Source organism: Chitinophaga polysaccharea (genome assembly GCF_007829335.1).
In the GTDB taxonomy this organism is placed as follows: domain Bacteria; phylum Bacteroidota; class Bacteroidia; order Chitinophagales; family Chitinophagaceae; genus Chitinophaga; species Chitinophaga polysaccharea_B.
In genome coordinates, this window is sequence record NZ_VIWO01000003.1 from 135,907 (window position 1) to 151,289 (window position 15,383).

General features: G+C 47.3%; 17 protein-coding genes. 12 read left to right on the forward strand and 5 right to left on the reverse strand.

Features of this window, described 5'->3' with window-relative positions:
* Positions 1 to 30: 30 nt before the first annotated feature.
* Both FHW36_RS12230 and mrdA read left to right on the forward strand, forming a co-directional pair.
* Complete coding sequence (locus FHW36_RS12230) at positions 31 to 930, forward strand: hypothetical protein (protein WP_145668392.1); 900 nt, start codon at positions 31 to 33, stop codon at positions 928 to 930.
* A gap of 120 nt (positions 931 to 1,050) precedes the next feature.
* Positions 1,051 to 3,003: a penicillin-binding protein 2 gene (gene mrdA / locus FHW36_RS12235; RefSeq protein WP_145668402.1), complete on the forward strand. Its 1,953-nt coding sequence runs from the start codon at positions 1,051 to 1,053 to the stop codon at positions 3,001 to 3,003.
* Positions 3,004 to 3,126: 123 nt separating this feature from the next.
* Here mrdA and FHW36_RS12240 read toward each other — a convergent pair whose 3' ends face one another.
* Positions 3,127 to 3,873 (reverse strand): DeoR/GlpR family DNA-binding transcription regulator, encoded by a 747-nt coding sequence (locus FHW36_RS12240; RefSeq protein WP_145668415.1) that lies wholly within the window; start codon positions 3,871 to 3,873, stop codon positions 3,127 to 3,129.
* A 57-nt stretch (positions 3,874 to 3,930) separates the two neighbouring features.
* Between FHW36_RS12240 and nudK the strand changes: the two genes are divergently transcribed.
* The 6 genes from nudK to FHW36_RS12270 all read left to right on the forward strand — a co-directional run bounded on the left by nudK (position 3,931) and on the right by FHW36_RS12270 (position 8,325).
* Positions 3,931 to 4,509 (forward strand): GDP-mannose pyrophosphatase NudK, encoded by a 579-nt coding sequence (gene nudK / locus FHW36_RS12245; RefSeq protein WP_145668427.1) that lies wholly within the window; start codon positions 3,931 to 3,933, stop codon positions 4,507 to 4,509.
* A 62-nt stretch (positions 4,510 to 4,571) separates the two neighbouring features.
* Positions 4,572 to 5,342 carry a helix-turn-helix transcriptional regulator gene (locus tag FHW36_RS12250; protein ID WP_246121139.1) on the forward strand — a complete coding sequence of 257 codons (771 nt, stop codon included), beginning with the start codon at positions 4,572 to 4,574 and terminating at the stop codon, positions 5,340 to 5,342.
* Between the two features lie 98 nt (positions 5,343 to 5,440).
* Positions 5,441 to 6,031, forward strand: a complete 591-nt coding sequence (locus FHW36_RS12255) for a TetR/AcrR family transcriptional regulator (RefSeq protein ID WP_145668440.1) — start codon at positions 5,441 to 5,443, stop codon at positions 6,029 to 6,031.
* A gap of 45 nt (positions 6,032 to 6,076) precedes the next feature.
* Positions 6,077 to 6,304 (forward strand): hypothetical protein, encoded by a 228-nt coding sequence (locus FHW36_RS12260; RefSeq protein WP_145668451.1) that lies wholly within the window; start codon positions 6,077 to 6,079, stop codon positions 6,302 to 6,304.
* A gap of 27 nt (positions 6,305 to 6,331) precedes the next feature.
* On the forward strand, positions 6,332 to 7,597 hold the full coding sequence (locus tag FHW36_RS12265; protein WP_145668462.1) for an MFS transporter: 1,266 nt from the start codon (positions 6,332 to 6,334) through the stop codon (positions 7,595 to 7,597).
* 53 nt (positions 7,598 to 7,650) lie between these two features.
* A complete protein-coding gene (locus FHW36_RS12270) occupies positions 7,651 to 8,325 on the forward strand; it encodes a class I SAM-dependent methyltransferase (protein ID WP_145668475.1) in 675 nt (224 codons plus the stop codon).
* Positions 8,326 to 8,507: 182 nt separating this feature from the next.
* Here FHW36_RS12270 and FHW36_RS12275 read toward each other — a convergent pair whose 3' ends face one another.
* Entirely contained in the window at positions 8,508 to 8,903 is a 396-nt protein-coding gene (locus tag FHW36_RS12275; protein ID WP_145668484.1) for a DoxX family protein, read from the reverse strand.
* A gap of 126 nt (positions 8,904 to 9,029) precedes the next feature.
* Between FHW36_RS12275 and FHW36_RS12280 the strand changes: the two genes are divergently transcribed.
* Positions 9,030 to 10,010: a GlxA family transcriptional regulator gene (locus FHW36_RS12280; RefSeq protein WP_145668492.1), complete on the forward strand. Its 981-nt coding sequence runs from the start codon at positions 9,030 to 9,032 to the stop codon at positions 10,008 to 10,010.
* A 5-nt stretch (positions 10,011 to 10,015) separates the two neighbouring features.
* On the opposite strand, the gene FHW36_RS12285 is transcribed toward FHW36_RS12280, so the two are convergent.
* Positions 10,016 to 10,453, reverse strand: coding sequence for a response regulator (locus FHW36_RS12285; protein WP_145668500.1), 438 nt, complete (start codon positions 10,451 to 10,453; stop codon positions 10,016 to 10,018).
* 231 nt (positions 10,454 to 10,684) lie between these two features.
* On the opposite strand from FHW36_RS12285, the gene FHW36_RS12290 reads away from it, so the two are divergent.
* Positions 10,685 to 11,107 carry a secondary thiamine-phosphate synthase enzyme YjbQ gene (locus tag FHW36_RS12290; RefSeq protein ID WP_145668509.1) on the forward strand — a complete coding sequence of 141 codons (423 nt, stop codon included), beginning with the start codon at positions 10,685 to 10,687 and terminating at the stop codon, positions 11,105 to 11,107.
* A gap of 3 nt (positions 11,108 to 11,110) precedes the next feature.
* On the opposite strand, the gene FHW36_RS12295 is transcribed toward FHW36_RS12290, so the two are convergent.
* Positions 11,111 to 11,824 carry a 2OG-Fe(II) oxygenase gene (locus tag FHW36_RS12295; RefSeq protein ID WP_145668516.1) on the reverse strand — a complete coding sequence of 238 codons (714 nt, stop codon included), beginning with the start codon at positions 11,822 to 11,824 and terminating at the stop codon, positions 11,111 to 11,113.
* Positions 11,825 to 12,005: 181 nt separating this feature from the next.
* On the opposite strand from FHW36_RS12295, the gene FHW36_RS12300 reads away from it, so the two are divergent.
* Both FHW36_RS12300 and FHW36_RS12305 read left to right on the forward strand, forming a co-directional pair.
* Positions 12,006 to 12,725: a metallophosphoesterase family protein gene (locus tag FHW36_RS12300; RefSeq protein WP_145668524.1), complete on the forward strand. Its 720-nt coding sequence runs from the start codon at positions 12,006 to 12,008 to the stop codon at positions 12,723 to 12,725.
* Between the two features lie 31 nt (positions 12,726 to 12,756).
* The gene (locus tag FHW36_RS12305) at positions 12,757 to 13,620 is read left to right on the forward strand and encodes a hypothetical protein (protein WP_145668532.1); all 864 of its coding nucleotides are present in this window, start codon (positions 12,757 to 12,759) and stop codon (positions 13,618 to 13,620) included.
* A gap of 6 nt (positions 13,621 to 13,626) precedes the next feature.
* Here the strand turns inward: FHW36_RS12305 and FHW36_RS12310 are convergent, their stop codons facing one another.
* Entirely contained in the window at positions 13,627 to 15,345 is a 1,719-nt protein-coding gene (locus FHW36_RS12310; protein ID WP_186452405.1) for an ATP-binding response regulator, read from the reverse strand.
* Between the last annotated feature and the right edge of the window lie 38 nt (positions 15,346 to 15,383).

The window sequence follows — 15,383 nt, forward strand, 5'->3', positions numbered from 1 at the left end:
CTACTTTTGCACTTCAATATTTTGTACCATATGAAGACGATGTTCTTTTTTTGTTTTGTTTGTATCCTCTCTTTCCTAACTTGTACTGTATTTGCCCAGGAAGAAACAGATGGTCGTACCTGGGGTTTATTTGCCGACCAATCCCGCTACGTGTATGGTGATACGGCATTTATACGTGTCAGCGCCGATACCAAACAAGCTCCCATAGATACTTTGTATACCGGGGATGAAATTGCGATTACCGCTATCACCGATAAGGTATTAAATCTCAAAGGGATGAAATTGCCCTGGATAAAAATTAAGTATAAAAAAGAAGGGCAGGACAAAGAAGGTTTTCTCTGGCAGGGCGTAATATCACTGGCGCCGATGCGCCGGGGAGAGCTTAAACTGGTGGCCGGAATGGAGCGCCGCATGGATACCACCCTGGTATACGATGATGGCAGTAAAAATCCGGGAAAACAGTTTTTAGTAAAAATCAAAGCCGTGCAGGGAGGAAAAGTAATTGCCAGCAATTCCTTCCGTATGATGGACGACGAAGCGGCCAACTTTGCCGAGCCCAAAGTAATGAGCGGACTGGGCTTGTCCAATGTACAATACATCATGGTGCTGAGCTTTGGAGGCGAAGCTTGTGGTATCCCTACCAACTACCATTATTTTGCCTGGTTGAACGACAACCGGCTGGTAGCTTTACCGGAAAGAATGTGCGTAGGCGATGCCGGCGCTTTTTATCATGATGAATCTTTTATCTTCCCGGTAGAAAAAGGCGGGGAACCAGACACCATTATCTGGCATGTGGAAGAAGAAGAAGCAACAGATAAAGATGATAAGGATGGTAATCCTATTATGAAAACTAATATTAAAGAATCCAGCAAATATGCCTGGGATGGAGTGAATGGTGCTTTTAAAAAGATGGGTAAATGGCGGTCTTAAAGTAGCAAAATAAACTTGGTAACCTCATCATTTGTAATGGCCGTTCATCTATAATTTTTACATCTTGCTGTTTTATTGAAATAGCTTTGTAAGTGTAAAAACCGCCCGTCATTACTTCCCATGTCCGTTTACCATCAACCCAGAAAACGCGTAATCATACTCATTATTACGGCTTTAGTACTGATCATTACTGCAAGGTTATTGTTCCTGCAGGTAATTGAAAAAAAATATGTCCGCCTGGCAGATGCTAATGCGGTGGTCAGGAAAATAGTATACCCCAGCCGGGGAATTATTTTTGACCGGCAGAACCGGAGTATTTTAAGCAATGATATTCTTTATGACCTGGTGGTAACGCCGGCTGCTGTTAAGAAAATTGATACTGCTTACCTCTGTAATATACTGCAAATAGACAAGGCGGAATTCCGGTCACGTATTGCCGATGCCGTTAAGAAAAACGGGAGGGTACGGCCTTCTGTGTTTGCAGGCTTATTGTCGGCCACTACGTATAGCCGTTTGCAGGAGAGCATGTATTTGTTTCAATCGGGTTTTGAGCTGGTGCCCCGGCCCATCCGGTCGTACCCTTATAAGGCTGCTGCCAATATATTAGGGTATATCGGGGAGATATCGCCGGCGATGCTGAAAATGAGCGCGTACGAGGATTACCAGTCGGGCGACTACATCGGACTAACTGGATTGGAAAAGACCTACGAAGCCGTGTTAATGGGGCAGCGGGGTACACAGTACATTCTTAAAGACAACCTGAATCGTCCGCAGGGAGCACTGGAAAATGGCGAATTTGATACTGCGGCTATAGCAGGAAAGAATCTTCGCTTATCGCTGGACATAGAATTGCAGGTATTGGGCGAACGCCTGATGCGTAATAAGGTGGGGAGTATTGTGGCTATTGATCCGCAAACAGGTGGTATACTGGCTATGGTGAGCGGACCGGTATTTGATCCCAACCTGTTAACCGGGAGTTCCCGTACCCGCAATGTGGGCAAGTTGTTTAGCGATCCTACGGAACCTTTTCTCAACCGGGGTATACAGGCTACCTATCAGCCAGGATCGGCCATGAAGCCATTAACGGCGTTGGTAGCCCTGGATGAAGGATTGATTACACCCGGGTTTGGTTATCCTTGTCATGGCGCCTATACCAGCTGCGGGCATGTGGTGAAATGTTTACACAGCGAAGCAGGGCATGCCGCTAACCTGCGGGTGGCGATGGCACATTCCTGCAATGCTTATTTTATTCATTTGTACCGTATGGAGGTAGATGCCGACAAATGGGGAGGTGTAAAGAAAGGCCATACCAGGTGGCGGGAATATATGACCCGCTTTGGGTTGGGACATAAGCTGGGCGTTGATATCCCCGGAGAAAACGGTGGTATTGTGGCAGATACCACGGTACTGAACCGGCTTTACCGGGGACAGTGGAATTCCTGTTCTGAATTATATGTAGGAATGGGACAGGGCCAGGTGGCGGTAACGCCCCTGCAGATGGCCAATGTGATGTGCATGATTGCCAACCGTGGATATTATTACCTGCCTCACCTGGTGCAGTCGATTGATAATGATCATTCCGACCTGCTTATGAAATATAAAGAGAAGCATGCTATTGGCAATGTGTCTGATACGGCCTATCGTTCTGTTATTTATGGGATGGAAGATGTAATAGAACATGGTACCGGCCGGGGAGCTCAAATCGCCGGGATTGCCGTTTGCGGCAAAACCGGCACGGCGCAGAACCGGGGCCGGATAAATGGGAAGGTGGTAGACCTGGAAGACCACTCTGTATTTGTAGCTTTTGCGCCACGGGATAATCCCCGTATAGCCATTGCCGTAATTGTGGAAAATGCCGGTACCGGCGCCCGGTTTGCAGTGCCTATTGCCAATCTGATGATGGAAAAATACCTGAAGGATACGCTGCCGGCTTCCAAAATAGCTATTATGCAACGGATGTTGGAAAGTAGCACCATTCCGGCGGAAAAGCAGGGGAATTCGAAGATTGATTCGCTGAATACTACTACAGGCGCGTTAACGGCGGCGGATATATTAAAGCAGTATTTTCACTAGATCCCTTATTCGTATCTTGGGTAAGAAAATCTCCTTTCGATGTTTATCTGGAAGGGCATAACGGCATTACAGGTAATCCTGTTTACCAGGCGGCGATCAGTAAACTATTACGATAATGACGTACTATACCGTGATTACTTTTACCCCTTTCTTTTTGCAATACGAGAGCTGGCCGAGAGCAGCATCAGTGATGATGGTTTGTACCGTTTCCAGCGGTGCAAAATGCAGGTAAGAAGGTTTGTTGATTTTGGCCGCGTCGCAGAGCAGGTAAGTAATATGGCTATGATGGGCCAATGCCAGTGCCATGTCTGCTTCCTTTTCACTATGCGCAAACAACCCCTTGGCCGATAAGCCATCTGCACCAATAAACGCTTTATGGGCCTGGTAACGGGCAATATGTTCGATGGCCATGCTGCCATGGATGGCTTGTCGCGCGGCATCATATTCGCCGCCGATGATATTGAGAGATACAGCGGTATTTTGCAAAGCCTGGATGACGGGCATGGAATTCGTGATCACTTTGATTTTCCGGTTTTTAATAAACTGGCATAGTCGGAAAACCGTGCTGCCACAGTCCATGAAGATGATGTCGCCGTCGTTGATGAGGGCAGCTGCCTGGCGACAGATATTGTCTTTAGCGGATTGATTCGCTGTGGCTTTCTGTGTAAACTCAAACGGAAGCGGGGGCTGATCTACCGGGATGGCGCCGCCGTGGGTGCGGTATAGCTGCCCTTCGTCGGATAGCCGGTTCAGGTCACGACGGATGGTAATTTCTGATGTGTCCAGGGCCATTGCGAGTTCCCGGGTATCCACTTCTCCCCGGGATGCCAGTTGTGCCAGTATTTTATTTTTTCGTTGTTGGAAATTCATATGAAATGACTAACTTGATCAAATATAATCAAAAACGATCAAAAACGATCAATTTATATGAAAGCAATCAACATTCTCGAAACAGCCATATTATCTGACAACTGGTATACATTGAAGAAGATCACCTACGAAATAAAAGGAAGTGATGGCGTAATGGTAAAACAGGAGCGGGAAGCGTATGACCGCGGGAACGGGGCTACCATTCTCCTGTACAACCAGGAGCAGCAAACGGTGGTGCTCACCCGGCAGTTCCGCATGCCTACCTATATCAATGGCAATGCATCGGGCATGCTGATAGAATGTTGTGCGGGGCTACTCGATGCGGATAACCCGGAAGACTGCATTCGTCGCGAAACCATGGAGGAAACTGGTTATGCCGTTACCGACGTGCGTAAGGTGTTTGAGGCGTATATGTCGCCCGGCTCTGTTACAGAGATTTTGCACTTTTTTGTGGCGGCCTATTCCGCTGCGCAGAAAGTGCAGGAAGGAGGAGGATTGGCAGAAGAACAGGAGAATATACAGGTGCTGGAGCTGCCGTTTATGCAGGCCATGGAAATGATCCGCAGTGGTGATATTAAGGATGCCAAAACCATTATGTTACTGCAATATGCGGCGCTTCACCGTATTTTGGGCTAGAGGGATGAAAGGGGCGTTGGTAGAGAAAACATTTTATCTTTGCAGGTATTATCCGGCAGCATATGAAAATGGCCCATTATTCACCATCGCCTCTACTGGCTCCCTTTATCAAAACTTTCCTGGTAATAGAAAGTGACGAAGGGATAGAGAACAATACCTTGCCGGATACCTCGGTGGTAATGAGCTTCCGTATTCAGGGCACGGTGAGCCTGCGACAGGAAGCATTGTTGACGCCATTATCAGAAACGGGTATATCGGGATTGCGGAAATCCGCCAGGCTATTGCGCTATGCACCGGGCACCACCATGTTGCTGGTTATATTCCAGGAAGGGGGAGCCGCCGCATTTTTCAAAGCGCCTTTACACGAATTATTTGATACGCATTTGCCATTGGATGACCTGGTGCAGCTACGGAAATTGGAAATGGTAGAAGAACAGTTGCGCGAAGCTGCGCAGCCTTCGCAGTGGGTAGCTATCGTAGAGCAGTTTCTCCAACAGGAGCTGATCAGGCAGCCCGACGTATTGATTCACCAGGCAGTGGCACAAATAAAAGCAGCGGACGGGCATATAAAAATGAAGTCCCTGGCCGCTTCGCTGTTTATCAGCCAGGATGCATTTGAAAAGCGTTTCCGGCGTAGTGTAGGTACTTCGCCCAAGCAGTTTGCTGCTATCGTGAGATTAAGACACTTGCTGGCACATTACAGGCCACATACTTCATTGACGGCAGCTGCCTATAGCGCCGGGTATTTCGACCAGGCACATTTCATTAAAGACTTTAAAGGGTTTACCGGACAATCGCCCCAGGCTTTTTTCCAGTCGGCCGACTGGTGGTAGCAGCGCAAAGCAGGTTTTTCTGCGGAGGGCGTATGTTTTTAAAAAAATAATCAAGGAAAATTTTTAAATGAGCAAATGCTCACTTATATTTGCAGGCAATGAGATACCGTGACGAAAATAAAATGCAGGCTATTCGGGATTGTGCCATTGAGATGGTAGCAAAGAATGGTTTGGAAAATTTTGGGATCAACCGCCTGGCGAAGGCAGCAGGTGTATCTCCGGCTACTATTTACATTTATTACAAAGACAAGGAGGATTTACTCACCTCCATTAGTATTGAAGAAGGGGTGAAAATGACCCGTGCTACCCTGAAAGGATTTGATCCGAATGCGTCGTTCCGCGAAGGGTTATGGGTGCAATGGAAGAACCGGGCAGCGTTTTCGCTGGATAACCTCCAGGCGGCCGAGTTTTTCGAGCAGCTGCGTAACTCCACCTATAAAGATAAAATGAGGGAGGCGATCAGCATGGAGTTCCGCAAAAGTATGGGCAGCTTCGTGGAAAATGCTGTGAAGCGGGGAGAGATTAACGAAATGCCGCTGGAAGTGTATTGGTCGGTAGCATTTGCCCCGTTGTATGCCCTGATCAGGTTTCACAATGAAGGACAAAGCCTGGATGGTCGTAAGTTTAAATTTTCTGAAAGTATCATGAAACAAACATTTGATTGCGTGGTAAAGGGACTATCGAAATAGCTATTTTTTTTCTCAAAAAAATAAATGAGCGCTTGCTTATATAATATGAAAACAACAAATCATATTCTCATTTTCAAAACGAACATCACTACTCCGGAAGACCGGCTGGAAGTAGCTGCCGTCCTCGACCAGCAGCCATTCATCAGTAAATGGACGGTAGATATGGAAGATATAGACTGCGTACTGCGGATAGAATCGGCTATTGCAGCTACCGCGCCGATCATTCACCTGATCCGTTCGCGTAATTATGAATGTGCGGAGTTGGAAGATTAACATCATTGACTATTTAATACCTGCATCATGAAACAAATGTCTGCTTTCACCACCCATCAGCAGCTGGTGATCACCTTGTTGGCCCTTACCCAGTTTACCGTCGTACTTGACTTTATGGTGATGTCTCCTCTGGGAGATATGCTCATGAAATCGATGAGCATTAAGCCAAATCAATTTGGTCTCATCGTATCTGCCTACGCCTTCAGCGCAGGCGTATCCGGCCTGCTCACCGCGGGCTTTGCCGATCGTTTTGACCGCAAGCGGTTACTCGTATTTTTTTACGGCGGGTTTATCCTCGGCACTTTCTGCTGTGGATTGGCCAACAGTTATGTAACGATGGTGGCCGCCCGTATTGTTACTGGTTTATTCGGCGGCGTGATAGGCGCTATTTCATTAGCTATTGTTACCGACTTGTTTGATATTTCCCAGCGTGGCCGCGTAATGGGATTTACCCAAATGGCTTTTGGGGCCAGCCAGGTGCTGGGTATTCCCATTGGCCTGTACCTGGCCAACGCCTGGGGCTGGGAAGCGCCGTTCCTGTTAATTGCCGGACTGGCACTGGTAATCGTATTGCTCATCTGGTTTATCCTGGAACCCGTGAACGCACACCTGGCTGTACAAAGAGATAAGAGCGCATTTTTACACCTTTGGCACACCGTGCAAAAAAGAGATTATCGTATAGGCTTTACCGCTACTGCATTAATGTCGGTCGGTGGTTTTATGATGATGCCCTTTGGTAGTGCTTTTGCGATTAACAACCTGCACATCACGGCCCAACAACTTCCGCTGCTCTTTATGGTAACGGGTGTCAGTTCACTCTGCATCATGCCATTACTGGGTAAGCTAAGCGACAAAATAGATAAGTTCCGCCTTTTCGCTACCGCCGCCCTGTTTATGATGGGTGTAGTGATTGTGTATACGCACTTGTCGCCACACCCGCTGTGGATGATCATGGGATTAAATATCCTGATGATGGGCGGCATTATGGGACGTATGATCCCGTTTACCACGCTCATTACAGGTATTCCAGATTTATCGGACAGGGGCGCCTTTATGAGCGTTAACTCCTCCCTGCAACAAATAGCCGGTGGAATAGCAGCGCTCATTGCCGGTATGATCGTATCACAGCAAAGCAAGTACAGTCCATTGGAACATTACGATACCCTGGGCTGGGTGATTGTTGGGCTCACAGTTCCCTGCATTTTCCTGGTATATCGTGTAAGCATGCTTGTTAAAAAGAAACTGGCAAAAGGTGCTGTGATGCGGGGAGCTCCTCTTCCGGCAGAAGCGTGATAGGGCTATGAATTGGCTCGCATTTGATGTATCTTTAGAAGATACTATTACATATGAAGTTTCTGCTGGAGGAAAAGGATTTAATTTGGTCGGCGGTAGTCGCTAATGCTGCCATGAACCGCGACAGGAATGCCAGTGGCATCAATAGCTACGAGAAAGAATTTAAGTTTATACCGGCGGCATTCCTAGAGAAAAAAATAGCACAAAACGGGTATGCTGCCTGGTTGGATATTTGTTGCGGCAGCGGTTGGGCGCTCACGCAAACCGCTGCTATCCTCGCTGCTAAAGGGTTACAATCAAAGGCTTCGCTCACCGGAATTGATTTGTTGGATACCTTTCCACCGCCAGACGAAAATATCACCTGTCTCCAATGGGAGGTGAGGTCAGTTGTCAATTGGCAAACGCCACGTACTTACGACCTAATTACTTGTTCCCACGGATTACATTACCTGGGAGATAAATTACAGACGATCCGTATGGCTGCCAATGCGTTGCAACCAGATGGATATTTTGTGGCGCATCTCGATTTGCAGAATATACAGGTGAATAGCCATGGTGCTACCGCAAAATTATTTACCGGCAATGGATTCAGTTATCAGCATCGTAGCAGGTTAATCAGTTGTAGCGGTCCATTGCTATTTGATTATCCATATACTTATCAGGGTGCAGACGATACTACAGGGCCTAATTATACAGGACAGGGTGCGGTTACATCTTACTACGAGTAAGTTATTGTTTATAGGCAATGAAAGTGGGGAGTGAATCGCAGGTGAGATTATACTACAGGGTTACCACAACTGGAACAGCTTTCGCTCACAGAATAACGACGTGAAAATAGCGGAAATTTTTTGCAACAAAAAAGGATGGCACATTCAGGTACCATCCCGGGGAAGCGTGTTGTAGAAGCGTATTAGCGGAGGTATGTTAACGGCGTATTTTCCTTTGCAGCAGCTAAGCGGTGATAAAAAACATACGAGCCAAACAGGAGTATATATGCCACAGATATAGCCGCCCATTGTGGTACCGGATCACCTACGGCCATACCGGAATACATGGCGCCGGTAAAGTCGAAGAACAGCCCCGCATAAGCCCACTCTTTCAGCCGGGGGAAACGGGGAACCAGTATCGCTATAACACCCAGTATTTTAGCCAGTCCCAGGAAAGGGGAGAGATAAGCCGGATAGCCCAGGTGTTTGAATACGGCCAGCGCCTCCGGAGTGCTCAGCAAATCAGGAATAGCACCCAGCAGGGTGAGGGCAGATAATATGCCCGTGAAAATCCAGTAAGTAATTTTTGTCTTTTTCATATTTGTCAGCGATTTTGATGAGGTGTAATGAACGATACAAAAGTACTTTCCTGCTTTGAAGAACGCCGGGGTGTACACGACTTAAAAAGGGTTGATTCCGACAATCTTTTGTCTTAGATTTGGAATATGAAACAGATATCCATTCTCGTTCCCAGGGGTGCGGTAGCACTCAGTTGTATTGAAGGCTCCTTTGTAGCTTTTACCAAGGCAAACGATTTTTTGGAGAGCTTAGGCCGTCCGCCGCTGTTTAAGGTACAGCTGGTGGGGCTAACGAATGAGGCGCAGGTATACGATCGTTTATTTAAGGTAACGCCGGATACTACCATTTCGCAGGCGCCGGCTTCTGACCTGATCATCATTCCGGCGGTGAATGGAGAACGGGCAGATGTTATAGAACAAAACAAGGAGTTTTATCCCTGGATAGTGGCGCAACACCAGAAAGGCACAGAAGTGGCCAGCCTTTGTGTGGGTGCTTTTTTACTGGCCTCTACGGGCTTGCTGAAAGGCCGGCGTTGCTCTACACATTGGCTGGCGGCGGATGAATTCAGGAGCATGTTTCCCGATATAGAGTTGGTGTCGGAGAAAATCATCACCGATGAAAACGGCATCTATTCCAGCGGGGGCGCCAATTCATTCTGGAACCTGTTGCTGTATATCCTGGAAAAATATACGGACCGGGATATGGCTATTTTAGCGGCTAAATATTTTGAGATAGAAATAGACCGGAACAACCAGTCTTTCTTCACCATATTCAAAGGGCAGCGGGAACACCAGGATGAATCAGTAAAGGCGGCGCAGGAGTTTATTGAGCAAAACTTCCAGGAGAAGATCACCGTGGAGCAGCTGTCGTCCATGTTTGCAGTGGGGCGCCGGAGTTTGGAAAGACGTTTCAAAAAAGCAACCAACAATACGGTATCGGAATATATTCAACGGGTAAAAGTAGAAGTGGCCAAGAAAGGATTTGAAAGCAGCCGGAAAAACATTAATGAGGTGATGTGGGAGGTTGGTTATTCTGATACAAAGGCTTTCAGGACTATTTTTAAGAAAACCACCGGGTTGTCGCCGTTGGAATACAGAAATAAATATAACAAGGCGGTTGCCAGGTAAGCGATTTAATGGTCATGATTGGAAGGAACAGAAAATAATTTCTGCCACTGGCCTTCCAATACGCCTCTCAGCATGCTGCATAATTCCTGGAAGGTATTCGGTTTGGTCAGGAATAGTTTGGCACCCAAACGGAGGGCATCTTCCATATCTTCTTTCATGTCGGAAGTACTGAGAATAATGATGTTGGTTAATTTATGCTGCAGGATTTTTTTCAGCTCAATTAAACACTCCCGTCCATTCATCAGGGGCATGTTAAAGTCGAGAAAGATGTAGTCGTATTCAGGCTGCGGACTTTTCTCTTCCTGGAATAAGGCGAGGGCTTGTATACCACTGTCACACACCTGTGTTTCTATCACCGGTGAGATATTATTGATGGCTTCCTGGAAGAAGTTCCGGTCATCCGCGTCATCATCAATAATCATTATTTTTTGTGGTTTCATCATAATGGCTAAATTTTAAGACATTGGATTTTCATTCTACTTTAATGGCGGGAAATATGAAGATAAAGAAAAATGTGAGAGTAGTCGAATTAATTATTTTCTAATACATACGGCTGACCTGGGATGAGCCTATACTTATACACTTGGATGTTGGCGGGGTGCGCCGATAATGCCTGAAAAGAAAATATAACTACCTGGTAAAACAATTCACTTGTGAGCCGGTAAATGAATAATATGAAGATATTTCAACAAGCTATACAATTACATCCGAGAAAACGGGGTTTTCATCTGATTACGTCTGAGCTGGTACAGGCATTTCCCCGGCTATCGGAAATTAAAGCGGGTATGCTACAGGTATTTATCCAGCATACTTCTGCATCGCTGACGCTGAACGAAAATGCAGATCCTACTGTGCGGATGGACTTTGAAACCTGGTTTAACAAAGCGGTGCCGGAAAATGATCCTGATTACCGTCATAATGACGAAGGACCAGATGATATGCCCGCTCATCTAAAAGCGGCCTTGCTGGGTAGTTCCGTCATGATTCCTATCTATAATGGCCGGCTGGCATTGGGTACCTGGCAGGGCGTTTACTTATGCGAGCACCGCAACTATGGAGGCGCCCGCAATTTATTGCTCACGGCCTGGGGTGAATAGTGCTCAGCTCAGTGCGTCATGGAAAATGATACCCAGGGTATGCCTTTGTCCGCTTAATACCGGGCTTACACCGTGTTTCATATTTACCCGGTAGTATCCTTTGCTCCCTTTAGCAGGGCGGAAATTGGTAGTGAAAATGAGCATGTCGCCTTGCCCGGGGCGCAACACATTGGCTTTTGATTGTGCCCTGGGAATTTGTTCGGTCAATACGAATTCACCTCCCGTATAATCTTCTCCCGGTTCATTCAAAAAAATAACCAGCTGCATCGGAAAATAAATATCACCGTATAAATCCTGGTGCAGGGTATTGAATCCGCCGGCGCCGTATTTTAATATGAGCACTGTGGGCTGTGTTTGACCGTGGGAATGACAATATGCTTTCAGATCAGCATGCGTAGCCGGAAACCGGGAGGGTAGCTGTAACAGTTCCATCCACTTGTTGGCTACCGGCGCAATAAAAGGATATACCGTTTCCCGGATGCTGTTGATGAGACCGGGCAGGGGATATTGGAAGTATTTATATTCTCCTTTGCCAAAACGATAGCGTTCCATGACAATCGTTTTGCGATAAGTATGATCAGCCTGATAAGCATTGATAAGCGTTTCACATTCTTTTGGCGTGAGCACCTGGTTCACCACGGCATATCCCTGTTCCAGCAATTGCGCTGTCGTATCCAGCCAGGCATGCGCCTGCAATCTTTCCGTAATCGTTTTCATCTGTTTAGCATTTAATGTGAAGTAAAATTAGTCGTAACAGGACGGCGGGAAAACCCGGTTCTTGCGGTCTTGTAAAGTTGGGCGATGGTATTATTACAAGTATGCGTGGCGTTTTTTAGACAACCTGTTTGACGGGGAAACATTAAGTCGTAATGTTGCGGAAGTTTAAAAAAGTAGCGAAATGTTGAAGGTAGCTATCCTGAGTGATATTCATGGAAACCTGCCTGCATTGCAGGCAGTATTGGACGATATAGACCAGTTTGGGGCCGACCAGGTTTATTGCCTGGGAGATCTGACAGATGCAGCACCCTGGCATAACGAAGTAATTGAGCTGGTAAGGCAGCGGCGTATCCTGGTTATCATGGGGAATCACGATGAACGTATTGCTTTTGATCACCCTGTGCTGCCGCTGAGTAAACATGGCAAAGAAGAACGGGAAGCCCGTATTAAAGCCATTACTCATACCAAGACAACGATTACGGCCAACAACCGCGCTTTCCTGGGAAGTTTGCCAGGGTACCTGCGACTTGTTTTTGCCTCCTTTACGTTGTTGCTTGTACATGGAAGCCCCCGCAGCAATGATGAGTACCTGTATGAACAACATGATGAAAATGATATCCTGGATATGATGGCCGCACACCAGGCCGATGTGTTGATTACGGGGCATACACATTTATCGTATGTGCGGCCCTTATCTGTACCGGGCAAGACGATCATCAATGCAGGATCGGTGGGACGGACGAAGGAAACGGATCGTTTAGCGGCTTATCTCCGGCTGACAATTACTCCGGAAGCGATCACGCCGGTGATCCGCAAGATTGCTTACCCGGTGAGGGATACGGTGATGGCTATCCGACAAAGCCCGATACCGGATTTTTATGCTGATTTTTTAGCGGGATGATATTAGTATCTTTATATACTAAATCATACGTATGGAAGCCACGCCACGGGATTACAGCAGTATTAGCCCCACAGCCAGAGCGCTGTTGTTACTGAAAGGGATGACCGCTATCCCGTTTATGAAAGAAGCGGCCCAGTTGATCCTGTCGCCCGACCCTTACGCACCCGACTTCAACAGCAGGGACCTGGCCATGTGGGCGGGAGTATTACATTTCGAAGACCGTTACTGGAGTATTGACCAGTTGTTGGCAGGGCTGCCGCTGCGGAATATCCTGGAGTTGTCTTCCGGCTTTTCTTTCCGTGGATTGGCGATGATGCAGCAGCCGGGATATTATTATGTGGATACCGACCTGCCGGATATTATCCGGGTGAAGAAGCAGCTGGTGGCCGCTTTAGACTCGACGTCTACTACGGGTACGCTGGAGTTGCTGCCGTTGAATGCTTTGGATGAAGCGGCGTTTTCGCAGGTGGTAGCGCATTTCCCGGCAGGAGCACTGGCAATCGTTAACGAAGGATTGCTGATGTACCTCAATACCACGGAAAAGGAGCAGCTGTGCGGTATTATCCGCCAGGTGCTGGAGCAACGCGGTGGATACTGGATCACGGGAGATATTTATATCAAGACGGATGAACGGAAGATGGATATGCAGCGTAGCAAGGAGTGGCAGGAATTTTACCGGCAGCATCAGATCCATGAAAACAAGTTTGATAGTTTTGACCAGGCGGAATCTTTTTTCAACAGTATGGGATTTGTGGTAGATAAGATGGCGGTACGTGAACATGCCCGCTTAACGGCGCTTCCCCGCTTGCTGGATGTAGCTACCGAAGGGCAGTTGCAGCAAATGCGCAGTGTAGGGCGTGCCAGGGCCACCTGGCGGCTAAAGTTAGCTATGTAGGTTGTGCTACGCCATGACTACCAGTTCTTTCAGGGTGTTGTATAGTTGTTCGATATTTACCGGTTTACTTAAAAATCCGTCGGCGCCTGCGGCGGTGACTTCTTCTTTTACTTCATTAAAGCTGTTGCCTGATACCAGGATAAAAGGTATTTGTCTTAGCTTTTTATCTGCTTTGAATTGTGCCAGCATTTCCACGCCGCTTACATGCGGCATGATCATATCCATAAGGATGGCATCTGGTTCATGGATGCGGGCTTTGGTAAAGCCCTGATGGCCGGTGTCGGCTAGTATTACTTCTACTCCCAGTCGCTTGAGGGCGAGAGAGAAGGCGAGGTGGTTCAGCGGGTCATCATCCACCACCAATACTTTCATACCATTCAGGCGGCCATAGTCAACGTTATTGTTAGTACTAAGCGGAGGGGCGGAGGCTTCCAGGGGCATTACCAGCGTAAAGATGCTGCCGCCTTCGGGGTTATCGGTAGCGGTGAGATCGCCTCCCATCATCCGGGCGATATGCCTGGCAATAGGCAGGCCAAGACCACTGGATTCTGTATGTTGTCCCATTTCCGTAACGTAAGGGTCGAAGATATGCTCTTTCCGGTCGACCGGGATTCCCATGCCCTGGTCGGTGACAGAAAAGATCAGTTGTTGGTTTTTGACAACGGCTTTCACGGTGATAATGGAGCGTGCTTTGGTAAACTTGATTGCATTACTCAGCAGGTTGGTGATGATAGTGCGTAGTTTGGATTTGTCGGCCAGGATATATTCAGGTACCTGGTCGCTGAAGGCGATATTGATATGTACGGATCTTCTTTTAGCGAGGTATTCGTAGGTATCGCAGAGTTGCAGGATCCAGTCGGTGAAGTGGAAGGGTGATTTGTTGATTTCATCTTTCCCGGCTTCAATCCTGGACCATCCCAGCGCGTTGCTGATAACCAGCTGCATATCCTGGCAGGCAAAGTGTATTGCTTCCAGGTGAGCGATGCCTACCTGTACGGTATTTTTTTCTTTGTCGGCCGTTTCAATATAGTTTTGGAGAATACTGTTCACCACATTGAGGGGAGACCTTATTTCATGGGTAGTTTCCCGTACATAAATCCGCATCGCCTGGTTGGTTTTGTCAAGTTGGTTTACCAATGCCTGCAACTGTTTATTCCGGAAGCGGCTTTCTTTAGTAAAGTAATAGAGTGCGGTACCATTTAGAAACGTGGCGGCAAATATAGCGAGCCAGTGGAGGGCATCATTGGATGCCTTATCCATCGGAAGGCCGGCAATGACCGGGTGCCGGTAGTTTAATTCTACCAGTAGTATGGCGGCGGCACTTGCTGTGATAGCAAGGACCTGCAGTAATGTGGTGTGAAAAACAAGGAATACGCAGAATACCAGGAAGGGGGCAAACAGATAGATCTGGGAAGCGGGGCCCAGCAATATGCCGAAGTACCAGATGGCCAGGCTGTGCAGGAAAAACATCAGCTGCTGCCCATATTCAGGCCGGCTATACCTGGTTACCAGTAATACTGATAAGAACAAGGCACTTTCTATCATGGCCGGGTACAGGATAATTTTGTAGCCCGTCATATAATATAGTATGCAGCCCAGTGCAAAGGCCAGTAAACTGGCGCCAATGGCCAGTGAATTAATAATGGAAACCACTCTTGCGGTGGGGTCGTCTGCTTTATTCATATCAGTACAATAGTGCTCGGGCCTGGGTAATACATTTTTCATAATCCTATTTTTTTCCAGGTTGATTGTTTCAAATCGGG